General features: G+C 46.6%; 19 protein-coding genes and 2 tRNA genes. 15 read left to right on the plus strand and 6 right to left on the minus strand.

All coding sequences use genetic code 11. The features are described from left to right. Positions 1–60: 60 nt before the first annotated feature. Both J0M30_02675 and J0M30_02680 read right to left on the minus strand, forming a co-directional pair. A complete protein-coding gene (locus tag J0M30_02675) occupies positions 61–1,032 on the minus strand; it encodes a serine hydrolase (GenBank protein MBN8666380.1) in 972 nt (323 codons plus the stop codon). Positions 1,033–1,077: 45 nt separating this feature from the next. Beyond that, positions 1,078–2,367 carry an amidohydrolase gene (locus J0M30_02680; protein ID MBN8666381.1) on the minus strand — a complete coding sequence of 430 codons (1,290 nt, stop codon included), beginning with the start codon at positions 2,365–2,367 and terminating at the stop codon, positions 1,078–1,080. Positions 2,368–2,462: 95 nt separating this feature from the next. Here J0M30_02680 and J0M30_02685 point away from each other — a divergent pair, with 95 nt between their 5' ends. Continuing rightward, positions 2,463–3,719 (plus strand): chromate transporter, encoded by a 1,257-nt coding sequence (locus J0M30_02685; protein MBN8666382.1) that lies wholly within the window; start codon positions 2,463–2,465, stop codon positions 3,717–3,719. A 106-nt stretch (positions 3,720–3,825) separates the two neighbouring features. On the opposite strand, the gene J0M30_02690 is transcribed toward J0M30_02685, so the two are convergent. Beyond that, positions 3,826–4,398: a nicotinate-nucleotide adenylyltransferase gene (locus J0M30_02690; GenBank protein ID MBN8666383.1), complete on the minus strand. Its 573-nt coding sequence runs from the start codon at positions 4,396–4,398 to the stop codon at positions 3,826–3,828. Positions 4,399–4,409: 11 nt separating this feature from the next. Continuing rightward, positions 4,410–4,634: a ferrous iron transport protein A gene (locus tag J0M30_02695; protein ID MBN8666384.1), complete on the minus strand. Its 225-nt coding sequence runs from the start codon at positions 4,632–4,634 to the stop codon at positions 4,410–4,412. 183 nt (positions 4,635–4,817) lie between these two features. Here J0M30_02695 and ybeY point away from each other — a divergent pair, with 183 nt between their 5' ends. From ybeY to J0M30_02725, 6 genes are all read left to right on the plus strand, one after another. Next, on the plus strand, positions 4,818–5,243 hold the full coding sequence (gene ybeY / locus J0M30_02700) for an rRNA maturation RNase YbeY (GenBank protein MBN8666385.1): 426 nt from the start codon (positions 4,818–4,820) through the stop codon (positions 5,241–5,243). A 231-nt stretch (positions 5,244–5,474) separates the two neighbouring features. Beyond that, the gene (mnmG, locus tag J0M30_02705) at positions 5,475–7,337 is read left to right on the plus strand and encodes a tRNA uridine-5-carboxymethylaminomethyl(34) synthesis enzyme MnmG (protein MBN8666386.1); all 1,863 of its coding nucleotides are present in this window, start codon (positions 5,475–5,477) and stop codon (positions 7,335–7,337) included. A gap of 55 nt (positions 7,338–7,392) precedes the next feature. Further along, positions 7,393–7,518 (plus strand): DUF2256 domain-containing protein, encoded by a 126-nt coding sequence (locus J0M30_02710; GenBank protein MBN8666387.1) that lies wholly within the window; start codon positions 7,393–7,395, stop codon positions 7,516–7,518. 100 nt (positions 7,519–7,618) lie between these two features. Beyond that, positions 7,619–7,691, plus strand: a tRNA-Phe gene (locus tag J0M30_02715). Positions 7,692–7,729: 38 nt separating this feature from the next. Continuing rightward, a complete protein-coding gene (locus tag J0M30_02720) occupies positions 7,730–8,023 on the plus strand; it encodes a GIY-YIG nuclease family protein (protein MBN8666388.1) in 294 nt (97 codons plus the stop codon). Continuing rightward, positions 7,990–8,061: transfer RNA gene (locus tag J0M30_02725), tRNA-Phe, on the plus strand. The genes J0M30_02720 and J0M30_02725 overlap by 34 nt, the downstream gene beginning before the upstream one ends. 108 nt (positions 8,062–8,169) lie before the next feature. Here J0M30_02725 and recQ read toward each other — a convergent pair. Next, on the minus strand, positions 8,170–10,449 hold the full coding sequence (gene recQ, locus J0M30_02730) for a DNA helicase RecQ (protein ID MBN8666389.1): 2,280 nt from the start codon (positions 10,447–10,449) through the stop codon (positions 8,170–8,172). 237 nt (positions 10,450–10,686) lie between these two features. Between recQ and J0M30_02735 the strand changes: the two genes are divergently transcribed. The 3 genes from J0M30_02735 to J0M30_02745 are packed head-to-tail and all read left to right on the plus strand — an operon-like array spanning position 10,687 to position 12,925. Continuing rightward, the gene (locus tag J0M30_02735) at positions 10,687–11,772 is read left to right on the plus strand and encodes a mannose-1-phosphate guanylyltransferase (protein ID MBN8666390.1); all 1,086 of its coding nucleotides are present in this window, start codon (positions 10,687–10,689) and stop codon (positions 11,770–11,772) included. Positions 11,773–11,825: 53 nt separating this feature from the next. Beyond that, on the plus strand, positions 11,826–12,548 hold the full coding sequence (locus J0M30_02740) for a 3'-5' exonuclease (GenBank protein ID MBN8666391.1): 723 nt from the start codon (positions 11,826–11,828) through the stop codon (positions 12,546–12,548). Positions 12,549–12,577: 29 nt separating this feature from the next. Beyond that, complete coding sequence (locus J0M30_02745; protein MBN8666392.1) at positions 12,578–12,925, plus strand: MmcQ/YjbR family DNA-binding protein; 348 nt, start codon at positions 12,578–12,580, stop codon at positions 12,923–12,925. 26 nt (positions 12,926–12,951) lie between these two features. Here the strand turns inward: J0M30_02745 and nadA are convergent, their stop codons facing one another. Further along, positions 12,952–13,962 (minus strand): quinolinate synthase NadA, encoded by a 1,011-nt coding sequence (gene nadA, locus J0M30_02750; GenBank protein MBN8666393.1) that lies wholly within the window; start codon positions 13,960–13,962, stop codon positions 12,952–12,954. 592 nt (positions 13,963–14,554) lie between these two features. Here nadA and J0M30_02755 point away from each other — a divergent pair. From J0M30_02755 to J0M30_02775, 5 genes are all read left to right on the plus strand, one after another. After that, a complete protein-coding gene (locus J0M30_02755; protein MBN8666394.1) occupies positions 14,555–16,726 on the plus strand; it encodes a S46 family peptidase in 2,172 nt (723 codons plus the stop codon). Between the two features lie 239 nt (positions 16,727–16,965). Further along, on the plus strand, positions 16,966–19,125 hold the full coding sequence (locus J0M30_02760) for a SurA N-terminal domain-containing protein (protein ID MBN8666395.1): 2,160 nt from the start codon (positions 16,966–16,968) through the stop codon (positions 19,123–19,125). Between the two features lie 74 nt (positions 19,126–19,199). Beyond that, on the plus strand, positions 19,200–19,709 hold the full coding sequence (locus J0M30_02765) for a DUF2480 family protein (protein ID MBN8666396.1): 510 nt from the start codon (positions 19,200–19,202) through the stop codon (positions 19,707–19,709). Positions 19,710–20,093: 384 nt separating this feature from the next. After that, positions 20,094–21,557: a hypothetical protein gene (locus J0M30_02770; GenBank protein ID MBN8666397.1), complete on the plus strand. Its 1,464-nt coding sequence runs from the start codon at positions 20,094–20,096 to the stop codon at positions 21,555–21,557. Positions 21,558–21,584: 27 nt separating this feature from the next. Beyond that, positions 21,585–25,292, plus strand: coding sequence for a hypothetical protein (locus J0M30_02775; GenBank protein MBN8666398.1), 3,708 nt, complete (start codon positions 21,585–21,587; stop codon positions 25,290–25,292). Positions 25,293–25,294: the final 2 nt, after the last annotated feature.

Raw genomic sequence — 25,294 nt, forward strand, 5'->3', positions numbered from 1 at the left:
TCTGCGCCTTTGTTCGTGTGTGCTGTGCGCTGAAGTCCCGGGACAAAGGGTGTAAAGAAATCATTTTGAAAAATACGCCCACAACAACTTCGAGATCTCCTTTGTCAGCTTCCAGGCCTCGTTATCCTGGTTCCAGCTCTGGTCCTTGTTGTTCTTGGTAAAAATGGCTACGAGATAGGGATTGCGGGGGGCGTTGACCAAAAACACTTCGCTGCGACTGGCATTCACGGCCCCATTCTTACTAAAGACCTCCACAGTGGGCGGTATCTGCGACAAAGCCTCAGCATCCCAATAATTCCGGCCAAGGAGTCGCAAGGCACGCTCACAAAAACCCTTGCTGACAATGTTCATCCTGTAAATCCTCTCAATCATGGTGGCGATTTCACGAGGGGTGGTCTGCCCCCAGCCATACTGGTTTCTGTTTTCCTCGCGACCCGGTGTGCGGGAATTGACACGGGTATGTTGAAAGCCGAGACTGTCCATGATCTCATTGATGCGGGTACCCGTACCGGCAATCGCCTGTAGCCATAAACTCGCGGTATTGTCGCTGGTGGTGAGCATCAACATCAACAGCTTACTGAGTTCGATCTTTTCACCCGACTTGAATGACCCGAGGATATCCACCCCGGCATATAACATGGAATCATGGTAAATGAACTCCTGGTGATAGTCGAGTTCCTTTTTCTCCATTTTGTCGAGTATCCCGATCATGATGGGGATCTTGACGATGGACGCGGTGGGAAAAATGGTGTCTGCCTGGTAGGAAACGGTCTTGCCCGTGCGGAGGTTTTTAATATATATACCAATGTCTCCCTGGTAGCCTTGGAGCAAGGGCAGTATTTTTTGCTCTAAGCGATGATCCTTCTTTTGGGAGAAGAGGTTCACCGCAGAGAACAGGAGGACGCAGAGTAACGCAGAGGCTTTTACCAGCAGAGCGCGAAGGCGCAAAGTGGCGCTAAGTTCTGGCGCTCCTTGGCGTCCTTGTGCCTTAGCGGTAAAAAATCCCCTGAACCCAATTAATCTTCTATCCATCTATAATAATTCGTGAAATCCGTGTAATTCGTTTAATCCGTGAAATCAATCCTTCTTGTAATCGAATACCAAATAACAAAACCCCTTCACCCCCACATCCAACATACTATCGTCAATATAAAAATCGGGTGTATGATGCGGTGGGGCGTTTTTAGGATCGGTGCCCTTGGGCATTCCCCCAAAGTAAATAAAGAAGGCCGGGGCCTTTTCACCAAAGTAAGAAAAATCCTCCGCGCCTGTCACCCACTCTCTCGGTTTTACATTTCCCTTGCCGGCGGCTTTCTCCAGCGAGGGAATCATCTTCTGTACCAGGGCGGGGGCATTATAGGTCACCAATGTTTTGGTATCGATCATCACTTCGATCTCGGCCCCCATGGCCTCACCAATGGCGGTTGCCAGGGTGCGGATACGCTCGTGGGTCTTTTTTTGCATGTCCTTATCCAGCGTGCGTATGGTGCCTTCGAGTAAGGCATCTTCGGGAATGATATTGGGACGTACCCCGCTGTGAAACTTTCCTACCGTGATCACCACCGGTGCTTTGGTAAGATCGGATTCGCGGCTGACGATTGTCTGCAACGCGTTGATGATCTCGGTACCCACTACAATGGGGTCCACCCCGAGCCAGGGTTGTGAGCCATGTGATTGTTTGCCTTTTATTTTTATCGTAAACCAATCGGATGAGGCCATAAAAGCGCCGGGTTTATATTCAAATGTACCCTGCTCAACGGCGGATTCAATATGCATTCCAAAAATGGCGTCCACCTTGGGGTTTTCCATCACGCCTTCTTTGACCATCAGGGCCGCGCCGCCTTCCTCATCACCCGGGGGACCTTCCTCGGCGGGCTGGAAGATAAATTTCACTGTTCCTTTCAAGTCCTTTTTCATCGAAGCAAGCACTTCGGCCGTGCCCATCAATACGGCCACATGCGCGTCGTGTCCGCAGGCATGCATCACCGGTACGGTTTGTCCGAGGTAGTCGGCCTCCACGACTGATTTAAAAGGGAGATCCACCCTTTCTTTTACAGGCAATCCATCCATATCCGCACGAAGCGCTATCACCGGGCCGGGTTTATCGCCTTTAAGGATCCCGACCACGCCGGTCTTGGCCACACCGGTTTGTACTTCGATCCCCAGTTTTTTTAAATGCGCGGCAATAAAGGCCGAGGTCTTGAACTCGCGGTTACCCAGCTCGGGGCTGGCGTGAATGGTGCGCCGCCATTGGATGACCTTGTCTTTTATTTCCTGTGATTTTTTGTCGATCGCTTTTTGAATGGGGTCCTGGGCATGGAGGAGGCTGGCCAGAAGGAGCAGTGTGGTTAGTATGGAAATTCGCATACGTGAATTTATGGATTTCACCGCAGAGTATATGATACTCTGCGGTGAATCATGTTCTCTTCGATGAACTGGAATTATCAGTATATTTAACAACCATGCTTTTGCGCCATATGCATTTTTTACGGGCGGTATTCCTGCATAGCCTGACGGCCTTTGGCGGTCCGCAGGCGCATATCGGCATGATGTTAAAAACCTTTGTCCACAAAACGCCCTATGTCACCGAATCGGAGTTGATGGAATACAACGCCTTTTGTCAACTCCTCCCCGGCGCTTCTTCCACACAAACCCTCACGCTCATTGGCTATAAACGAGGCGGTGTTCCATTGGCGGTGGTCACACTGATCGTTTGGATCCTTCCAGCGAGTATCATGATGGGGGCCCTCTCCTTTCTGCTGCATTATATTGACAAGCGCGCGCTGCATGTAGATATTTTCAAATTCATTCCCCCCATGGCCGTAGGCTTTCTCGTCTATGCGGCGGTAATGGCCTTTCATATTTCCATTAAGAATACGATCACCTGGGTGATCATGATCGTGGGGTCCATATTGACCTATATCTTTTTCAATCAACCCTGGATCTTCCCGGTGTTGATCGTGGCCGGTGGTATTGCCACGAACCTAAGCCGGAAAAGGATCCCACAGGTTCACCAAAAGCCAAAGAAGATCAAATGGTGGAATATCTGGCTCTTCGCGATCATCTTTATTCTCGCGGGGATCGCGAGTGAAACCGCGAAGAAGCGTGACCTGCCCAACCGGAAAGTGATCAACCTTTTTGAGAACGTGTACCGGATGGGGAGTTATGTATTTGGTGGCGGACAGGTACTGATGCCGCTGATGTATGAGCAATTCTGTATCCGTCCCGAGGCGGTCAAGGAAAAAGACAAGAATGTGGTGCAGATCGATAAAGATGATATGTACACGGGGATGGGGATCGTGCGGGCCATGCCGGGACCGGTTTTCAGCATCGCGTCATTTACCGGAGGTATGGCTTTAAAGGACCTGGGGAATACCCCGGAGCAGCGAACGAGTATGCAGTTGTTGGGTTGTTTGATCGGGACGATCGCGATATTCCTGCCCAGCGCCCTGCTGGTGCTTTTCTTTTTCCCGATATGGCATAATCTTAAAAAGTATGCGGCGGTCTACCGCTCCCTCGAGGGGATCAATGCCGTGGTGGTGGGGATCATGATCGCGGCCACGCTGGTGTTGATGAAGGATATTTCTTTGCTGGCCATGAGCGGGGGCAGCCTGATCAATGCGCTGGTAATCTCCGGAACGTTTTTATTGATGCAGTATACGCGCGTGCCGGCACCGGTTATCGTGGCGGGGTGTTTGTTGTTGGGGGTGGTTTTTTAATTTCTCGCGGTGGGCGCAAAGATAAATACGAGCGCAACGGGCGGCCCATGATCGAATATAGTAAGGCCTTAGCGTCCGCAGATACCTTTGCGCCCGCTGCGAGAAACTACCCTTTATAATATCCCCCCGCCTCTATCTCCTCCCGCACTTTATCCGGCACCATATATCGAATTGACTTCCCCTTTTGGATCATCTCACGTAAACGTGTAGCCGAAATTTCCAGCAAGGGCGCCTGGAGGATAAGCGTGTCGGCATTTTCGGGGGCTTGTACGACAAACCCGGGTCGCTGATAGATCAGGATCTTGTAATCGCGGAGCAATAGCTCATAATTCTTCCACTTCCTGATATTGCTAAAACTATCGCTCCCCATCACGATCCGGAATTCGTGCTCGGGGTATTTTTCTTTTAAATAAGTGAGTGTATCGATGGTGTACGATGGGCGGGGTAAATGAAACTCGATATCCGATGCTTTCATCCGGAGATCATCGCCAATGGCGGTCTGCACCAGGTGTAGCCGGTGGTATTCATTGAGCAGCCCGTTTTCCTGTTTGAGGGGATTATGGGGTGAAACAACAAACCACAAACGTTCCACGTCGGTTTCATTCAGCACATGGTTGGCAATGATGAGGTGTCCTACATGGACAGGATTGAAGGAACCAAAGTAGAGGGCAATCTTCATCTAATTGATAATCAATTAATTATATCAACCATGATATTATCGGCCTCGCTGATACGGAGACTGAGTTGATAGCCGGAGATGCTGACGGAGATCGGGTCGCCGAGCGGGGCTACCTGTTCTACCAGGATCCTTTCGCCGGGTACACAGCCCATTTCCATCAGTTTGAGGAAGATCTCATTGTTCTCAAAGTGTGTGATCACTGCTTCCTGCCCGGGCTTAAGGTCTGATAATTTCATGTTTCGTCTTGAATGGTACAAAACTAACCTTGTTGGCTGGGATTTGTTTACGAATTTTGGAGGGTTTCTCGCGGCGAACGCAAAGAATTAAGCGAGCGCCACGGCTGGCCTAATACCGAAAATAGCAAGACCGCTGCGCCCGCATCTATCTTTGCGTTCGCCGCGAGAAACTAAAAACCCAAAATGCCTAACATTTACTTCTTCAGCCAGAACACCACCCTCCCTCTCCGTGATCGCACGCGCCTGAAGGCCTTCCTTGGCCGACTGGCAAAGAAGGAAGGGAAAAGCCTGGGTTCACTTAATTATATCTTCTGCACAGATAAGGCCCTGCTGGATATCAACCGCCAGTATCTCAAGCACGATTTCTACACCGATATCATCACATTTGATCTTTCTGAATCCCCTTCCACCCTTAGTGGGGAGATATATATCAGCATTGACCGGGTGCGGGACAATGCGAAAACCCTGGGCGTTTCGGTAAAAGAGGAGCTTCACCGGGTTATTTTTCATGGATTACTGCATTTATGTGGGTTTAAAGACAAAAAACCGGGGGAGATAAAGGAAATGCGGGCTAAGGAGGGTTATTATCTACAGCAATATCTGAAATAGTTCCACGTGGAACTGGGGGGCTGTTTTCACCGCAGAGAACAAGAGGACGCGGAGGTACGCAGAGATTTTACAGTTAGGTCGCTTAGGCCGAAGCCCTGATCGCAAAAGGTTCGCTAAGAGCTAATGGCTAACAACTCTCCCTGCGTACCTCCGCGTCCTCTTGTTCTCTGCGGTGAATCACGTTCCACGTGAAACCTCCCCATCCCTCCCAATTTCCTACCTTTGCACGCTATGTTTCCCAATTATGATGTCATTGTGGTAGGCGCCGGTCATGCCGGCTGTGAAGCGGCAGCCGCGGCAGCCAATCTAGGCTCCAAGGTGCTGCTGGTGACCATGAATATGCAGACCATTGGCCAAATGAGCTGTAACCCCGCCATGGGTGGCATTGCCAAGGGCCAGATAGTGCGTGAAGTGGATGCCCTCGGGGGATATTCGGGGATTGTAACGGATGAATCCATGATCCAGTTCCGGATGCTGAATAAATCCAAGGGTCCGGCCATGTGGAGCCCCCGCGCGCAAAGCGACCGCATGCTTTTTTCCCAGAAATGGCGGGAAATGCTGGAGGGGACCAAAAACCTCGACTTTTACCAGGATATGGTGCGTGGATTGGTGATCAAAGACGGAAAATGCCAGGGAGTGATCACCGGCATGGGACATGAGATCATGGCAAAAGCGGTGGTATTGACCAACGGGACCTTCCTCAACGGGGTTATACATGTGGGAGAAAAGAACTTTGGCGGAGGACGCATGGCGGAAAAAGCCGCTACTGGGATTACCGAGCAATTGGTATCCATCGGATTTGAAAGCGACCGGCTCAAAACCGGGACCCCACCACGGGTAGATGGAAGAAGTCTGGACTATTCAAAAATGGAGGAACAGCCCGGGGACGAGGATATCAAAGGCTTTTCATTCAAGAAAACAAATAAACCGACCCAACAACGGTCCTGCTGGATCACCTATACAGATCCTGGTGTACACGAAATCCTCCGAAAAGGATTTGACCGGAGTCCCATGTTTGCCGGACGTATTGATGGAGTAGGGCCCAGGTATTGCCCAAGCATAGAAGATAAGATCAACCGCTTCGCGGAAAGGGACCGCCACCAACTCTTTGTGGAACCCGAAGGATGGAATACGGTTGAGATCTATGTAAACGGATTCTCTACCTCACTCCCAGAAGATATTCAATACGAAGCCCTTCGTACTGTGCCGGGGTTTGAGAATGCGCGGATGTTTCGTCCGGGTTATGCGATCGAGTATGATTATTTCCCACCCACACAGTTGCGCCATAGTCTGGAGACCAGGCTAGTTGAAAACCTCTTCTTCGCCGGGCAGATAAACGGAACCACGGGTTATGAAGAAGCGGCTTGTCAGGGATTGATGGCCGGAATAAATGCACATCAAAAGATCAATGAAAAAGAACCATTGATCTTAAAAAGAAGCGAGGCCTATATTGGTGTGTTGATCGATGACCTCATCACGAAGGGGACGCAGGAACCTTATCGGATGTTTACCAGTCGCGCGGAGTTTCGCACGCTTCTGCGTCAGGACAATGCCGATCTGCGTTTGACAGAAATGAGCCATGCCATTGGGCTGGCCGATGAAGAACGCTATCAACGCGTGTTGGCCAAAAAAGAAGGCGTGGAGAAGATCAAAGCATTTTTACAAAATACACCCGTCGAACCCGCTGTCATCAATGGATATCTAACATCGATCGGTTCGGCAATAATTACGGAAAAACAAAGACTGGCCAAGATCCTCTTGCGCCCCGATATAGATATTGATTCATTGGCCGCGGCTGTGCCATTTCTCAGGAAGGAATTAAGCGCTTATGACCCTGAGATCATTGAACAGGCCGGTATCCAGGTAAAATACGAGACCTATATAGAAAAGGAGCGCGAATTGGTGACCCGGATGTCGGAGCTGGAAAACCTCCTTATTCCCGAGGCATTCAATTATGATAACTTGAAAGCCCTATCGGCCGAGGCCATGCAAAAGTTCAAGAAGATCAAGCCGCGCACGCTTGGCCAGGCGAGTCGAATCAGCGGGGTAAACCCGAGTGATGTGCAGATCTTGATGGTATACATGGGCAGATAAACACGAATTAAATGGATTTTGCGGGTTGGGTATGAAAATGAAAAAGAAGTCGGATTTGCCACAAAAGATCTGTTTAACCTGTGGAAGACCCTTTTTTTGGCGTAAAAAGTGGGAAAAGGTCTGGGAGGAAGTAAAGTACTGCAGCGATCGTTGTCGGGGAAACCGTAAAACAAAGACCTAATTTTTTCTGGATTTCCTGTGAATAACCTATTTTTGCTGCCCCTTACGGGAAAAAATGGTGCGGTATCCGCCACTGGCGGAAAAGGAAGATAAAAATACTTGGTGCGGTAGCTCAGTTGGTAGAGCAAAGGACTGAAAATCCTTGTGTCGGCGGTTCGATCCCGCCCCACACCACATAAAACCTCTGCAATTGCAGGGGTTTTTTTGTCCCTATGTTTTTCGTGTATATTCTACATTCCGCATCCTCAGGTAAAACCTACACCGGTTTCACCATTAACGTAGAGCGAAGACTTGAAGAACATAATATTGCTGAATCCTCCGGATTTACACTTCGCTACAGGCCGTGGACTTTGATTCACACCGAACCTTTTGAAAAGAAGGCTGAGGCAATGAAGAGGGAAAAATATCTAAAGACTGGAAAAGGTCGAGAAGAAATAAAAAGAATCATTCAAAATTATCTAGATAATTTATCGGTGCGGTATCCGCCGCAGGCGGAAAAGGACTGAAAATCCTTGTGTCGGCGGTTCGATCCCGCCCCACACCACGAAGCAGGCTTAAAGGCCTGCTTTTTTATTTTACCTTCAATACAACCGGGGCACAACGGCTAATAACTAAATGCTAATGGCTAATAGCTTATTCCTCCGTAACGCTACTACATCCCATACTGACTCAAGAACTTTATTCGCATGATCTTCAACTGCTCCCAGGTAAAATCATGCTCCGAAAGTTCTTCGAGTGCCACCTGAAGGCTGGATGTTTCACAACCTTTAAAATATTCGAGGATATCTTCCTGCTCGTATTCATCGAGCATATCATTTATAGCGTAGTCCAAATTGAGCTTGGTGCCGCTCGCGGCAATGGTCTCCATTTCTTCCAGCATCTCCTCCAACTTCATCCCCTTGCTCCGCGCAATAGACTCCAGCGGAATCTTTTTGTCTACATTCTGAATGATAAAGACCTTGTTCCCACTCTTATTCACCACACTCTTCATCACAAAATCGTCGGGTCTTTCAATATTGTTCTCCTCTACATACCGTGCGATCATTTCCACAAACGGCTTCCCATACCGTACCGCCTTGCCCTTGCTCACGCCCTGGCATTTATCCAGGTCATCCACCTTAATGGGGTAAAGCGTGGCCATGTCCTGCAAGGATGATTCCAGGAAGATGACAAATGGTGGCAGGCCCTTCTTCTTGGCTTCTTTTTGCCTCAACTCTTTAAGCATTTCAAAAAGCCTGTCGTCTGCCGCGGCGCCGGCGGCTGTCTCGGCCCCTTCGTCATCATCGGCATTGGCCTCTTCAAACAGGTTGTTGAGCACAATGGGGAAGGACTTGGGTTTTTTATAAAAATCATTCCCCTTCTTCGTGATCTTGAGCACCCCATATTCCTCAATATCCTTTTCCAGCAACCCCTCGAGGAGCATCTGCCGGACAAGTGAATTCCAGAAATGAGGTTCTTTATCATTACCCCCGGCAAATACATCGATGCCGTCGTGACGGAACATCTTGATCTGCGGGGTTAATTTTCCAATGATGATATTGACGGTGTAGTCCGTGGCAAAACGCTCGTCGAGCGCCTTGATGGTCTTTAACACGGTCATCGTTTCTTCCTTGGCTTCTACGCGTTCTTTCGGGTGGAGACAGTTATCACAGCTTCCGCAATTCTCTGTTTCATATTCTTCACCAAAATAACTCATCAGCACCTTGCGCCGGCAGACACCACTTTCCGCAAAGGCCACTGTTTCGTTGATCAGCTGGGCGCCGACCTCTCTTTCGCTAAGCGGTTTGTCGCGCATCAGGTGCTCCAGTTTGGATACATCCTTGTGCGAATAATAGAGCACACATTTTCCTTCGAGGCCATCCCTTCCGGCGCGACCGGTCTCCTGGTAATAATTCTCAATAGACTTCGGGATATTATAATGCATCACAAACCGGATATCCGGTTTATCAATACCCATTCCAAAGGCGATGGTGGCCACGATGACCTGTACATCTTCATTTAAGAACTGGTCCTGGCGTTTTGACCGCAGTTTGCTATCCAGGCCGGCATGATAAGCCACGGCCTTGATGCCATTCGCGGCCAGCATATCGGCCAGCTCTTCCGTTGTTTTCCGGTTGGTGGTATAAATGATCCCGCTCTTGCCCTTGTTCTGCACAATGAACTTCGCCATGTGCTTCAGGGTAAGGTCCTTTTTTATCTTGGGCTGGATCTCGTAATACAGGTTGGGGCGGTTAAACGAAGAGATATAGATCTTCGGTTCCCGCAGGTCCAGGTTCTTCACAATATCACTCTGCACCTTGGGTGTGGCCGTGGCCGTCAGAGCGATCACGGGTACATCCGGGTTGATCTGGACCATCATTTCACGGAGGCGGCGGTACTCGGGACGAAAATCGTGTCCCCATTCCGAGATACAGTGTGCTTCGTCAACCGCAAAGAATGAAACCTTCAAATCGCTGAAAAACTCCAGGTTTTCCTGCTTGGTGAGGGTTTCCGGTGCTACATAGAGCATTTTTGTATGTCCGTTCAACAGGTCATCGTGCACCTCTTTGATCTCTTTTTTATTCAGGGTAGAATTCAGAAAGTGGGCCACGTTGTCGTTGCTGCTGTATCCCCGGATAAGATCCACCTGGTTCTTCATCAGGGCGATCAGGGGAGAAACAATGATGGCCACTCCGTCGCTTACCAGCGCCGGAAGCTGGTAACAGAGACTTTTTCCGCCTCCGGTAGGTTTGATAACAAAGGTATCCTTGCCAGCCAAAACCGACTCGATGATCCTTTCCTGGTTGCCTTTGAACGAATCGAAGCCGAAGTAGGTTTTCAGGGCTTCATGAAGGTCGAGCCGCTTTTTGGTCGATTTTTCTTTGGTAGTAGTGGTCTTTCCGTTCGAAGCAGCCTTCTTTCGGGGTGCCTTTTTTTCAGATGTTGTTGCCATTTCACGCTTGATTTCCTCTTCTCCTCAAGGAGATTTATATAAGATACTCCTTTTTTTCGAAGCAGACGAAGGTACGAAAATTTAAGGGGGCTCCCTCGGGTAAAAAACGCCAAAAAATGGTTTTTTCCTGAAATGAAATTTCACTGAGGCAAATAGGCTAATTTTACCGCGTCAGAAAAAACATTCGCCGAAGGCAAACCACCCAGAGCACGCTAATGGGTTGATAAGCATATTCTAATGAGCAAGAACCACAATTATGTAGCCATTATGGCCGGAGGCATTGGGAGTCGTTTTTGGCCCATGAGCCGGACCAATTACCCCAAGCAATTCCTGGATATCCTGCAGACAGGGAAAACCCTTATTCAGCAAACATTTGACCGATATCGTAAAATGGTACCGGCTGAAAACATCTTTGTCATCACCAGCCAGGAATATATTCCGCTGGTGAAAGAGCAATTACCCAAACTACCGGTAGAGAATATCCTGGGTGAGCCTTCGCGCAAGAACACCGCGCCTTGCATTGCCTATATTTCCTTTAAACTGATTCAAAAGGACCCCGAAGCCCGCATGATCGTGGCCCCGGCCGATAACCTGATCCTGGATACGGATGAGTTTGTGAAAACCGCCAACAGGGCCCTTGATTTTGTCAGCCATATCAACGCGCTGTTGACGATCGGAATAAAACCCACCTATCCGAATACAGGATATGGTTATATCCAGCACGAGACCATGCCGGCCGCGCCGGAGGTATATAAGGTGAAGACCTTTACCGAAAAACCCAATCTTGACCTGGCCAAGACCTTTATCGCCAGCGGTGATTTTCTGTGGAATGCCGGGATCTTTATCTGGAAGATCAAGAATGTGATCAACGCCTTTGAACGTTTCCTGCCTGAAATGCATGAAGTATTTGCCGCAGAAAAGGATAAGTTCAATACCGACAAGGAACTCGAAGCCATCGAATCCATTTACCCGCAATGCACCAATATCAGTATTGATTTTGGGATCATGGAAAAAGCGGATAATGTTTATGTGATTCCCGCCTCCTTCTCCTGGAGCGACCTGGGTACCTGGAACAGCGCCTGGGAAAATATGGAAAAGGACTACCTGGAAAATGCCGTGGCCGGGGAAAATGTCATGGTGATGGATGCGACAAAATGTGTGGTGAAAGCGCCAGATAAGAAATTGGTGGTATTACAAGGCCTGGATGATTTTATTGTGGTGGACACAAACGATGTGTTGCTTATTTGTAAAAAAGATAAGGAACAGGAGATAAAAGAATTTGTGGCAGAGGTGAAGCGGAATAAGGGTGATCGGTTTCTCTAATTTGAAAAAAGCGAATAGCTATTGGCTAATTCGCTTTTAGTAATCATATCTAAATGACTTTCCCCTACCATAACACCCTCTTCCTCGATATAGAAACGGTACCCCAATACCCTGACTATACCGATATGCCCGGGGATTGGAAGAAACTCTGGGACCACAAAGCATCCATCCTCATTAAGGATAAAGAAAAAGACAACGCGGCTTCCATCTATAACCGCGCAGGCATCTATGCCGAATTTGGTAAGATCGTCTGCATCAGCTGTGGCGTATTACAAGGAAACGGATCTGAGCGAAAGATGGTCCTCAAATCTTTTTACGGAGAAGATGAAAAGGTATTGTTATACGCCTTTGGGGAAATGCTGGCCAAATGGTCTTCGGGTGAACCAAAGTTTCTCTGTGCCCACAACGGGAAGGAATTTGATTTCCCCTATCTCTGTCGCCGCATGGTGATCAATGGAATTCCCATTCCGGGTATCCTGCAGCTTACGGGAAAGAAACCCTGGGAGATCACGCACTTGGATACGCTTGAACTTTGGAAATTTGGTGATTTTAAAAGTTATACTTCACTCAATCTATTGGCACTATCGCTGGGTATTCCCACACCAAAAGATGATATTGACGGGAGTATGGTATGGGAAGTATATTGGAAAGAAAAGAACCTGACCCGCATAGTGGAATACTGTCAAAAAGATGTGGTAACGGTGGCACAGATCCTTTTGCGCATGGGCGGAGAACCTCCGATCGCCGCGCAACATATTGAAATCAAAAAGGCCTGAAATTTATCCAACCTCTATATTTAACAACCATGAATATAGAATCCCTCCGCGATTATTGTCTGTCAAAGCCCGGTGCCGAAGAGGCGCTTCCTTTTGGTCCGGATACGCTGGTATTTAAAGTAAATGGCAAGGCCTTTCTATTGGTGGGATTAGATAATGAAGACCTTCGTTTTAATGTAAAATGTGATCCGGAGCTGGCGCTTGAATTAAGGGAACAGTATCCTTGTGTACTCCCGGGATATCATATGAACAAGAAACATTGGAATACGGTAGTAGTAGACGGGTCCATTCCGGTTTCTACCTTAAAGAAATTTATCGATCATTCTTATACCCTGGTGGCAGAACCAAAAAAGAAAACTACCCGAAAATCAAAATAGATTTTTCCCTATTTTATTTCTATCGATCATAGCCCCGCCTGCTTGCTGATCTCCAGCATTCGATCAATCGGCTTTTTTGCCGCAAGTCTTAATGCTTCATCCATTTCAATATCCGGTGTTTCATACTCCATGCAGAGATAGAGCTTCTCCAGGCTATTCAGCTTCATGTGAGGGCAGTCATTGCAGGCACAGTTATTCTCCGGCGGTGCGGGTATAAAGGTCTTCTGTGGGCTCGCCTTCATCATCTGGTGCAGGATTCCGGTTTCTGTGGCCACAATATATTCCATCGTATCATCCTGCTGCGTGTATTTCAGCAGGCCAGTGGTGGATCCGATATAATCCGCAATACGTAAAACAGGTTCCTCACATTCAGGGTGGGCGATTAGTTTAGCGTTGGGGTGACGTACTTTAAGTTTCGTGATCTTTTCCAAACTAAATATCTCGTGCACCATACAGGCTCCATTCCACAACAACATATCGCGGCCGGTGACCTTGTTGATGTACGCCCCCAGGTTTTTATCCGGCGCAAAAATGATCTTTTGGTCTTTGGGGAAACTTTCCACTATGACGCGTGCATTACTGCTCGTTACGATCACATCACTCAATGCTTTGATTCCCGCGCTGCAGTTGATGTAACTCACCACGACATGGTCGGGATGTTTTTCTTTGAATTTTTTGAAGAGCGGCGGGGGACAGCTATCGCTTAGGGAACAACCTGCATTCAAGTCCGGGATCACCACTTTTTTTGTCGGGTTCAGGATCTTGGCTGTCTCCGCCATGAAGTGTACGCCGGCAAAAACGATCATATCCGCATTTGTCTTCTCCGCCTGCTGCGCCAGACCCAGACTATCCCCAATGTAATCCGCCACATCCTGGATATCCGGCTCCTGGTAGTAGTGCGCCAGCACCACGGCATTTTTTTCTTTTTTCAACCGTTCGATGGCGGCAAAAAGATCAAGCGTGGGATCGATCTCGATATCGAGAAAACCCTTTTTGGGGACCTGTTGGCGGGCGGCGGTGATGATCTCTTTTTCCATCTGCTTCGATTTTTTCAAGAGGGCAATATTACGAACCGGGAATCCAAATCGCCGATCAAATTTTTTTTCAAACCCCTAAACTGTAATAATAAATAATAATAAATATTTTAAAAAAAAGTCTATTATTATTACAACTGTGGATTCGTGGATAATTCAACCATTGAGTAAAACACAAAGTTAGTAATACACAGCAATTCACACTTTGTTTGTGGTTATCCACCATGTGAAACAACGCAGCAACTGTATTTCAGCCTATTTATGCACGATGTGGAAAAACAACCACCTGCAAAAATCGATCCTACGAATTTACTAGTAGGTCTGTGGATATCGCGGGTAAAAACCAGGTTCCACACAACATGCGGAAGGTGATCACTACTCCTTGTTAAGATGTGTGGAAAATGTTCCGTTTCATATACACGTTTCACATAGGGTTATTCACACCTAACCAAGGTTCTGCACAGCCCTTTGTGGGAAAAAAGGCATCTGCCTGGTTGGTTTCCCGCTGCGTTGTCAGCGAAAAACGCCGCAGGCGCTGCGGGAAATAAAAAGATAAACTCTTTCCTACCTTTATACCTAAGAAAACGATTGTTATATGAAACTATTGAAAAAACTACCCCTGCTGCTTTTTCTGTTTATCCAGTCTTTTGCCTACGCCAATGAAGGTATGTGGCTCCCGCTACTATTGGAACGTCTGAATGAAAAGGAGATGAAAAGCCTGGGGATGAAGATCAGCGCCAAGGATATATATAATGTAAACAGCGGCAGCCTCAAAGACGCGATCGTCAGCTTTGGCGGATTCTGCACCGGTGAGGTTATTTCCACCCAGGGCCTTGTGCTCACTAACCATCACTGCGGCTTTGATGCCATCCAGAACCACTCCACCCTTGATAATAATTATATACGTGACGGGTTTTGGGCCAAAGCCAACGGCTCCGAGCTTCCCAACCCGGGTCTCTTTGTCACCTTTATCGTGCGGATCGAGGATGTAAGCGCGGCCGCGCTAAAAGGCGTCACCGCCGGGTTATCCGAATCTGAGCGCCAGTCCATGATCGATAAGAACCTGGAAGCCGTAAAAATGAACGCCAAAAAGGAGGCCCACCAGGATGTGATGGTCCGTGGGTTTTTTGAGGGCAACCAATATTACCTCTTTATTACGGAGACCTATCGCGATATCCGGCTGGTCGGGGCACCCCCTTCTTCCATCGGAAATTATGGAAAAGATACCGACAATTGGATGTGGCCAAGACATACCGGCGATTTCTCGATTTTTCGCATTTATGCCGGAAAAGACAACAAACCGGCCGATTTTTCGCCCGAAAACGTCCCTTTTAAGCCAAAAAAGGCCCTTTCCATCTCACTCGATGGCGTAGCAAAAGGTGACTTTACCATGGTTTTCGGTTTTCCCGGAAGAACAAATGAATACCTGTATAGCGAGGCGGTACGCCAGGTAGTGGAAGTAAACGACCCCATCAAGATCGATATCCGCACCCGCGCGCTGGCCGTGATCGACGGATATATGCGCAAGAACGAACAAATCAAGATCCAGTACGCCGCCAAATATGCCGGCATCAGCAATTCCTGGAAAAAATGGCAAGGAGAGGTGCTTGGGCTGACCAAGACGAACGGCGTAGGCAAAAAACTCGCCTATGAAAAGGAATTCCAACAGCGCGTAAACGCCAACCCGGCCTTGAAAGCCAAATACGGCAATCTGCTCGCGGAAATTGACGCGGCTTATAAAGAAATCGAGCCACTGGGAAAAGCGAGGGACTATTATAATGAGATCATCCCACGAATCGAACTCTTCCTTGCCTGCAGCCAGGTGAACAGACTAAACACCGCCCGCGAATCAAACGGGGAAGCGGGTTTCAAGAAAACCTTGCCGGGTGTACAGGAAAGGCTGGAAGGGATCTATAATGAATATAATGCCGAAGTGGACAAAAACCTGTTCATCTCGCTCCTTGAGATTTACGTGAAAAAACAGGAAAATGAGGTCATTTCACCCTATTTATTGAAGATTTTGGCCGAAAATGATCAAAATTTCATAAAATTGGCCGATTTGGTCTATTCTTCCACCAGCCTGGATGATCCGGCCAAAACCATGGCGGCATTGGCCGCAAATCCCGCAGAATTGGCCCAAAATCACCAAAAAGACCTTGCCAACGCGCTTTTTATCGATATCAACAATACATATTATAATAAGGTAACGAAAAAGCTCAATGCGGTGCAGGACCGGATCAATACCCTGCAAAGGACCTATATGGCGGCTCAAATGGAGGTTTTTAAGGAAAAACGCTTCTATCCCGACGCCAACAGCACCCTCCGCGTTACTTATGGTAATGTAAAAGGATACCAGGCCAGGGATGCGGTGGAATATGATTTTTATACCTATCTGGACGGAGTCATGGAAAAATACAAACCCGGCGATTATGAGTTTGACCTGCCCGAAAAGCTCATTGACCTGTATAAAAAGAAAGATTTTGGCCAATATGGCGCCAAAGGCCGGCAGCCAGTCTGTTTTATCGCGGCCAACCATACCACCGGCGGAAATTCAGGCAGTCCGGCACTTGATGCCTATGGAAACCTGGTAGGACTGAATTTTGACCGGGTTTGGGAAGGAACCATGAGTGATATCAACTATGATCCCTCCATTTGCCGGAATATCATGGTGGACATAAGGTATGTGTTGTTTATCATCGACAAATTCGCCGGGGCGGGGCATTTGGTGAAGGAGATGAAACTGGTGCATCCGAAGGGGGGTCGGTAGTCAGAAGTCGGGAGTCGGGGGTCCGAGGACGGAGGTCCGGGGTCGGGGGTTGCGAGCTCCGAGTTTTAAAGGAAAGGAAGTTCATCCGAAATAAAACTACGTACCTCCGACCCCGGACTCCCGACCTTGGACCCCGGACCCCGGTCTCCAACCCCCGACCTCCAACTCCCGGGATTTTCCACTTCTTTTCCCCAAATACCCTATTTTTGCCATCCGTTTTTATAACCCTATAATATTATATGTCAGTCATTCAAACAATCAGAGACAGGGGCGCATTGATTTCAGCAATCGTGATCGCTATTTCACTGGTAGGGTTCATCCTGATGGATGCCTTTTCCGGTCGCGGCAGCATTTTCGATGGGGAGCGATCTACCACATTGGGAACGGTGAACGGCCTGGAGATCAAGTATGCGGATTTCGAAGCCAAGTTGAAGGCACAGGAAGCACAGCAACAACAACAGGGTTATCCCATGAATGAATCATCCCGTCAGGGTTTGGTTCAGCAGTTGTGGAACCAGGAAGTGAACCGTCTTGTAATGCAGGGCGAGTTTGAAAAGCTTGGGCTCTATGTTGGTAAGAAAGAGCTGAACGATGTACTCTTTAATGATCCCGGTGAACAGGTGATCCAACGCTTTACCGATCCGCAGACCGGTATGTATGATGCGGCCGCTTATCAGCAGCAAGTGATGCAATGGAAGAACAGTAAAGTGCCCGAAGACCAAAAAAGCTTTGAGCAGTTTTTGGCCGATCTGGAATACCAGCGCCTGAATGATAAATTCAATTCACTGGTTGCCATCTCCGCGTATTACCCCAAATGGTACCTGGAGAAACAGAATGCTGAGCGCAGCCTGCTTTCCAATGTATCGTATGTGCTGGTTCCTTATGTGACCGTTAGCGACTCTTCAGTAAAGATCAGCGATAAAGACATCAGTGATTATATCGCAAAGAATAAGGATGATTTCAAAGTAGAAGAAAGCCGCAGCATTGAGTATGTAACTTTTGATGCGGCTCCTACAGCGGGTGATAGCGCGGCGGTGTTTCAACAACTCGAACAACTCAAGCAATCTTTTGCTACCACCACCGACAACGAAGGATTTATCAACGCCAACTATTCGGAGCTGGGATATTATAAAAGCAAAATGGCCAAGTCGGGTATTCAGGCGGGCCCTTATATTGACTCTGTGGTTAAAGTAGGTGCCGGTAATGTATATGGTCCTTTTGTGTTTGGTAATAATTATCAACTCGCAAAAGTTATCAGTCAGGCTGTTTGGCCCGACACAGTGAATGTGCGTCATATCCTGGTTTCTACCATGGAGAATGGTCAGCAGATCCGCGATGACAGCAGCGCGAAGAAACTGGCCGATAGCATCCTTGGTCTGGTACGCAGAGGATCTAATTTTGATTCACTGGTGGCAATGTACTCCAGCGACCAGGGCAGCAAGGCCAAGGGCGGTAAATATGAGAATGTGACCCCCGGGGGTATGGTGCCGGCCTTCAATGAATATATTTTTACCCATGGACCCAAATCCACAGATGTGGTGAAGACCGAGTTTGGATACCATGTGATCGAGGTGTTGAGCCAGAAAGGATCTTCGCCGGTATATGAAGTAGCTTATTTGACAAAGCCCATTGTGGCCAGTCGCGAAACAGATGCCTCTGCCAACAATGCGGCCAATAAATTTGCCGGCGACAGCCGCGACCCCAAAGCCTTTACGGCTAATTGGGAGAAAGAATTAAAAGCAAAGGGAATACAGAAGGTGCCTGTAACGCTCGGGCCCCAGGATTATAATATCATGGGACTTGGCGTATCGCGCCAGTTTGTACGCGATGTGTACGAAGCGGACCAGGGCGATGTATTGCCTCCCACCATGATCGGCGATAAATATGTAGTAGCCGTGGTAACCGCAGTAACCAAAGAAGGAACCATGTCGGTTGACCAGGCGCGTGTGCGGGTAGAGCCTTTGTTGCGCAACGAGAAGAAAGCCCAGCAGATCATTCAGAAGATCGGCAGCTACACCACCCTGGAAGAAGCTTCTACCAAGGCAGGGTTCCCGATAGCAACCGCGGACAGCCTGCGGTTCTCCGGTGGCAGCAGCCAAATGAGTTATGAGACCAAGTTCCTGGGTGTGTCATTTAACCCGGCCAATAATGGCAAGGTGGTGACCAAACCCATTGACGGATCACAAGGGGTATATGTGGTACGCGTGAATTCGCAGACCGCTACCTCGGTGGCATCCGCGAATATTGAAGATGAGCGCCGGTTTCTGCGTCAGCAGGCCATGCAGCGCATCATGGGCGGATATGGTAATTTCGGGTTTGGCATGCAAGGCGCCACACCGGCGTCCACGCTGCGTAATCTCGCGAAGATCAAGGACAACCGCCGGAAATTCAACTACTAAAACACAGCCATTGATACGTCGGCAGCCACCTCAAACAATGGGGTGGCTGTTTTGTTATACCTTTATACCCGATTATGGCCGAAGAACTCATTAATAAAGTAGCGGAGAGTGGTCTGGTGACCCTGGACCTGGAAACCTATTATCCCAAGGGCGAGACCATGGTGTTTGACCTGAAGGATTTTCTTTTCATGGAACTGATCCTGAAAGAAAAGGATTTCCGCGAAAAGCTCAAGTCCCATGATTGGGAACAGTACCGCGATAAGTTTGTGGCCATTGTATGTTCGGCAGACGCCATCATTCCCGTGTGGGCGTATATGCTGGTAGCAGCGCAGTTGCAGCCTGTGGCCAGAGAAGTGGTATTGGGTGATGAAAAAGAACTCCACAAAAAAATATTCCTCGATCGCATAGCCGCCATCAACGCCGATGATTATTTGGATAAGCGCGTGGTGGTAAAAGGCTGTGGCGAACTTCCCATTGGTGAATTTGCCTACCTCGAGATCACCAAAAAACTCCGTCCGGTTGCCAGGAGTATTATGTATGGTGAGCCTTGTAGTACGGTGCCGGTGTATAAGAAGAAGGGGTGATGATGTGATTTACTACAGAGGCGCAGAGACACAGAGAAAATACAGCTCCATCCCGAATTACCAACTCGCCGATCTTATTTATCTCTTCAATTATTCGTCGCGTAGCGACGACAGGTCGGTAGCCCCCGAAGAATTGAAATGTTCGTGATCGTTCCGTAGGAACGAAGGGTGAAGAATATATTCGAAAAAAGGCACCATAATTAATTTTCATTATGATATTCTAAGTAAAATCTCTTAGGCATGAAAAGTTTCATTTATCTGTATCATGTTTAGAATTTCCGAAATTGATTTCTCGCATATGATTTTAGTGTTATCTCTAAAAATAATTTGGTGAATTGAATGTAAATGCCGGAACTTAGGTAGACCATTTACCAAACGCTGCGCATGAACCTTATCCAAAAACTCCTTCTCTTCACAGTGATGTTTTCCTACACATCACTCTATTCTCAGGATAGTTCATTACAACAAGACCTGCTTTCACTTCCCACAAAATATTTTAATAAGCTTCAGGATAAATACGAATCATTAGGCGAATCGCTTGACAAGCGCGCTGCTAAAATGCTTAATAAGGCTCGTAAATCCGAAGAGCGCTTATTCAAACAACTTTGGAAAAAGGATTCAGCAAAAGCGAAGGAGTTGTTTGGCGATGTGCGCACGCGTTATGCGCAACTTCAATCACAGGCCAAAGACCGCGCGGCAAAGCTTACTGTATTTTCCAAATTGTATAGTGGTCGCATAGACTCCCTCACTACATCCCTTAAGTTTTTGGAAGGAACCGATCTGGTCCCCGCTTCCATTCGCGAGAAATTGCCCAAGGGCATGGAAGGGTTATCGGCATTGCAAGGAAAACTCGACCAGGCCGAGATCATTCGAAAAGCCTTGCAGGAAAGAAGAAAGGAGCTTGCCGCGGCGCTGGCCAATTCAGGTCTTGGAAAATATGTGAAGGATTTCAATAAGCAGGTGTATTATTATCAGCAGCAGGTGAATGAGTATAAGGATTTACTTAAGGACCCCACAAAACTAGAGGCAAAGCTTATTACAGTATTATCCAAAATTCCCCAATTCAAAGAGTTTTTAACGAGAAATTCTCAGGTTGGTCGGCTTTTTCAAACCTCGACAAATGCTAATAATACTTCTAGCGCTCCAATAGTAGGACTTCAGTCTAGATCATCAACACTTCAAAGCCTTCAATCAAGGTTTGGTAGTTCTTCGCAAATGCAACAGGTAGTTCAACAAAATATCCAGTCAGCACAAGGACGCCTTAGTCAGATCAAAGAAAAGGTTAATCATTTTTTACCACAGGGAGGAAGTGGGGAGGAAGAATTACCAGAATTCAAACCCAACACCCAACGAACGAAGAGTTTTTGGAAACGGCTGGAGTGGGGCACAAACATTCAGAATGTAAGAGGTAATGGGTTGTTACCCTCTACGAGTGATTTGGGTATTTCACTTGGATATAAATTAAATGACAATAGTATTGTTGGCATAGGAGGATCTTATCGTTTGGGTTTGAGTAATCAACTCAGGCGCTTGAAGATAAGCCATCAAGGTGCAGGGATTCGCACCTTTTTAGATTATAAAGTTAAGGGTAGCTTTTTTGCAAGTGGTGGATATGAGATAAATTTCTTTCCAACGCTCCGAGGAGTAAGGGTGGAGCCAGCATCGGGAGGTGCCGGAATCAATCTGAATGGAAGAAGTCAAAGCGGACTAATTGGCATTCAAAAGGTAGTGTCATTGAATTCAAATTTATTCAAGAAGATGAAGGCCCAAGTATTGTGGGATTTTCTGAGTTACCGACAAGTTCCCAGAACGCAACCTGTTTTATTCAGGATCAATTATAATTTTTAGCATTACTAACTATCGAAACCAGATCGTATGAGAAGGAGTATTTTTTTACCTATCCTAATTGCGCTATTCATTCATGCTGAAGCCCAAGTTAATACTGTAACGGGGTCCGCCGAGCAGGGCTTTCCGTTGATTAATTATACAGACACAAAAAGCGGGATGACCCTGCAAGTTGGACTCTTTTATTCAAGTGGAAATGGATTGCTGGTAAATGAAATTGCTTCAAATATTGGAACCGGATGGAGTTTGGATGCAGGTGGGGTAATTATGCGTGTTCAAAATGGGGAACCAGATGATCAACAGGCTTTTTTTTCGGGAGATCTGGCTTCGGATGATCAAAATGTGCCTGGTGTGAAGAATGTTGGGAAAAGTTATCCGGATGGGTATTTATACAACCCAAATACGGCCTTGGGGTGTAACCAAGGTAAAAACTATTACCCTGTATTCAAGGAAAATAAAGTATATAAGGAAAGAAATATTGTGGCAGGAGATACGGAACAGGATAAGTTTATCTTTCGTATGAATGGAAGAGCCGGGGCTTTCGTTTTAGGAAAAAATAGCACCGCTGCAACATTGGGTGATTCGAGGATGAAAATAACTTTTTCAACTCAGGATTTAACGTCACAAGGAATTAGAACTCGAATTAACCAGTTCACTATTGTTACGGAGGATGGCTTGAAGTATGTTTTTAGTGACCTTGGCCTCACGCGAATATGCCGGTATAAGCTGGCTCAATTTGATAAAAACGGAAGTTTTGTAGTTAAAAGCGGCAACGGTGATGATGCAGATTATGCTGTGAACAGATTTTACGGCTTTCCGCTGGATCTTGATGAGCGCCCATTCGTAGTTAATTCGTGGTATCTTACCGCAATCGAGAATACAAATAACGGGCAGAAAATATATTTTAATTACCAAAATATAACCTCTGATGTATTAGCTGGAAAAATAATAAGTCATCAACGAAATCTTAATTATCTATCTAAGGGAAGCCAACGTAAGAAGAACAAGCAAGGTGAAATGTGGTTTAAATATCTTTCAAACCCCACAAATGCTGACCAATTTTCTTGGGATTTAAATTCTTTAAGTAGGCTTAAACCAGCTACTACAAGTTTGGTTTATAGCCATTCCATCACAACTTCAAAAAGGATTACTTCAATTATTTTGCCCAACCAGGGGCTGATCAGTTTTATTTATCAACCAAAGGAGAGAGAAGATCTTTCTGGTGAACATGCTCTAGGGCGAGTTGAGTATATAATAAGCAACAAATTGATTCGGGCCTATGAATTGACACACGGGTATTTTTATAAGAATTCTGTAATGCCGTATTATTCAAACTTTACAGGATTCCAAAAGAAATTTGCAAGACTATGCCTCTTGAGTCTGCGAAAATTGGGAAATGGAGATGATAACGCAACTGAGCCGCCCTATTTATTTGAGTATTACACGGGGTATGCGGGCAGGCCCGGTAACTCAAATGGTGATGATATAGTGCCTGCAAGAAATTATTTAAGCCAGGATCACTGGGGATACTATAATGGGTTTAATAGTGAAATGCCATTGACAGAGGACCATGATAAGTTCAATGATGAACGTACTATGTATTTTAAAGCGGTTCTGCCTAAATTCAAAATCCCTAAATCCGGATATGCGAAAAATGGGTTACTTAAGAAGGTGTTTTATCCAACAGGCGGGTATCTTGAATACAAGTATGTTCAGAATGTTCCGCCTCAGAATCTGTTTCCGGCTGGCTATCCTCAGTTGAGTGGAGGCGTCTCTGTTTCAGAGACCGTTTTGTTTGACGGATACGATGTGGCTAAAAACATCATTACGACCTATAGTTATAAGCTAAGTAATGGGTTGTCCTCGAGATGGGGGGAGGAAAAGCCATATTATTACAGTTATGATATCAATAAGTTTGACCTTAAGTTTTCCCGTATTGCGTATAATAAACCCGGGCTTCAGTATCCGGAAATGGCCGTATCCACTGAATTAGGAAAGATTCTTGGAAAGGCGTTGATTACTTCTGCAATTGCTGCGACAGTACAGATAGGCATTCAGGCCATTTTAGAGCAGGTTTGGAGCGCGGCCATTCCCTATGTAAATATGATAATTTTTGCCTACAGTATCGTTAAATTATTAATTGAGTTTTTAACACCCCTTGACGCACATCGGTTTATTCTAAGCAATGTGAATAACGCTTTACAAAACCCGCTTCCAGTTATGCATTCTATGGTGGAGGTGAAGAATAATTCCCCAAATGGCAATAATGGGAGGACGGTATATCAGTTCACAGACCTTGCAGATTTTCCAGCTATTGTGCCGAAAATGGAATGGCCCTTTGTCCAATCTCAGAGGGTGGTGGCTTGGGCATACGGCCTTCCTAAAAAGGTGACTGTTTATGATAAGGACAATGATCTAATTGCGGAGAATATAACAAACTATAAAAATATTCAGGCGCCATTGGCAAATAGTAATTATTTGAATTGTAACTGTGCTACAATTTTAAGACAATCGCAAAAAGGCAATAAATGGGAGGACTATCAATATACCTCCTTTGCCCAAAGCACCTATTCGTGGATGACTCCCCGGAGATACTATGGATTTACAGGACGTGCGGACTTGGTTTCAACAATTGAAAAATCTTATACAACTAATGGGAATCTATATTTTTCAAGTTCCACAGTAACTACAATTGACCCAATGACACTATTGCAGAAAGGAAAAATCATACAAAAAGATGCCCAATCGGTTATCATTAGTTTATCATATTATCCAACAGACTATACCTCCACAACAGGCGCTATTGGGAAGTTAAAAGAGAATAATGCAATTCATATTCCGATTAGTACAGAGACTTGGAAAATTCAATTGGTGAGCGGCCCCCCCTCAACATATACAATGGAACTTTTGGATGCCACAGTAACCGAGTTTCAGCTTTATACTTTTGGCACATCGCCCAATACACGCCAGGAGGTTAAACCCTTTAGAACGTACAGGCTAAAGTCAAAAGCCCCGGTTGCATTGGCCACAGTGGGAATGCATAACCCCAACAGCTTACTGAGGGTTCCTTCGTTATATAAGCAGATTTCAGAGATGACCTATGACACAGAGGGTAATCTTATTCAGACGGTTTCTGATGACAATATCATGAGTTATATCAACGATTATTCATCACGAAACGTTGTTGCAACCGTTGTTAATGCGGCTCACGCGGATATTGCTTATGCTGGATTTGAGTCTAACGGAAGCGGTAATTGGACATACAATCCGGCTTTTATAAAGACAACTTTTAGTTTAACCGGCTTGAAGTCTTTCCAATTGGGATATGATCCTTCGGTTGGATCAACTTCAACGATAGCACGAACCACTCTGCCAGGAAAGTCTTATACCTTGACATATTGGCTTCGATATACAGGAACAGAATCTGTCTTGGTAAATGGGCAGACGGGCGAACTTGTTTATACAGGACCAGACGGTTGGAGACTATATCAGCATCAGTTCTCCGAGACAGCGTCGGTAAGTATTACTGGCACTGGTTTAATTGATGAATTGCGATTATATCCAACTGGTGCTTTAATGAGTACCGCCTCCTACAAAGAGGGAATTGGTATAATTACTGAATGTGACGCAAATAACCGGTTCATTTCTTATGAGTATGACGCATTAGGACGATTGAAGACCATCCGTGATCAGAACCGGAATATTATAAAAACTTATGAGTATAACTATAAAAAATAGTG

This window comes from Chitinophagales bacterium (genome assembly GCA_017303415.1).
In the GTDB taxonomy this organism is placed as follows: Bacteria; Bacteroidota; Bacteroidia; order Chitinophagales; family Chitinophagaceae; genus SpSt-398.

What these genes read in the sequence shown, in the direction of transcription:
- J0M30_02675 (MBN8666380.1), bottom strand. Translation starts at nt 1,032, where the DNA reads ATGGATAGAAGATTAATTGGGTTCAGGGGATTTTTTACCGCTAAGGCA.
- J0M30_02680 (MBN8666381.1), bottom strand. Translation starts at nt 2,367, where the DNA reads ATGCGAATTTCCATACTAACCACACTGCTCCTTCTGGCCAGCCTCCTC.
- J0M30_02685 (MBN8666382.1), top strand. Translation starts at nt 2,463, where the DNA reads ATGCTTTTGCGCCATATGCATTTTTTACGGGCGGTATTCCTGCATAGC.
- J0M30_02690 (MBN8666383.1), bottom strand. Translation starts at nt 4,398, where the DNA reads ATGAAGATTGCCCTCTACTTTGGTTCCTTCAATCCTGTCCATGTAGGA.
- J0M30_02695 (MBN8666384.1), bottom strand. Translation starts at nt 4,634, where the DNA reads ATGAAATTATCAGACCTTAAGCCCGGGCAGGAAGCAGTGATCACACAC.
- ybeY (MBN8666385.1), top strand. Translation starts at nt 4,818, where the DNA reads ATGCCTAACATTTACTTCTTCAGCCAGAACACCACCCTCCCTCTCCGT.
- mnmG (MBN8666386.1), top strand. Translation starts at nt 5,475, where the DNA reads ATGTTTCCCAATTATGATGTCATTGTGGTAGGCGCCGGTCATGCCGGC.
- J0M30_02720 (MBN8666388.1), top strand. Translation starts at nt 7,730, where the DNA reads ATGTTTTTCGTGTATATTCTACATTCCGCATCCTCAGGTAAAACCTAC.
- recQ (MBN8666389.1), bottom strand. Translation starts at nt 10,449, where the DNA reads ATGGCAACAACATCTGAAAAAAAGGCACCCCGAAAGAAGGCTGCTTCG.
- J0M30_02735 (MBN8666390.1), top strand. Translation starts at nt 10,687, where the DNA reads ATGAGCAAGAACCACAATTATGTAGCCATTATGGCCGGAGGCATTGGG.
- J0M30_02740 (MBN8666391.1), top strand. Translation starts at nt 11,826, where the DNA reads ATGACTTTCCCCTACCATAACACCCTCTTCCTCGATATAGAAACGGTA.
- J0M30_02745 (MBN8666392.1), top strand. Translation starts at nt 12,578, where the DNA reads ATGAATATAGAATCCCTCCGCGATTATTGTCTGTCAAAGCCCGGTGCC.
- nadA (MBN8666393.1), bottom strand. Translation starts at nt 13,962, where the DNA reads ATGGAAAAAGAGATCATCACCGCCGCCCGCCAACAGGTCCCCAAAAAG.
- J0M30_02755 (MBN8666394.1), top strand. Translation starts at nt 14,555, where the DNA reads ATGAAACTATTGAAAAAACTACCCCTGCTGCTTTTTCTGTTTATCCAG.
- J0M30_02760 (MBN8666395.1), top strand. Translation starts at nt 16,966, where the DNA reads ATGTCAGTCATTCAAACAATCAGAGACAGGGGCGCATTGATTTCAGCA.
- J0M30_02765 (MBN8666396.1), top strand. Translation starts at nt 19,200, where the DNA reads ATGGCCGAAGAACTCATTAATAAAGTAGCGGAGAGTGGTCTGGTGACC.
- J0M30_02770 (MBN8666397.1), top strand. Translation starts at nt 20,094, where the DNA reads ATGAACCTTATCCAAAAACTCCTTCTCTTCACAGTGATGTTTTCCTAC.
- J0M30_02775 (MBN8666398.1), top strand. Translation starts at nt 21,585, where the DNA reads ATGAGAAGGAGTATTTTTTTACCTATCCTAATTGCGCTATTCATTCAT.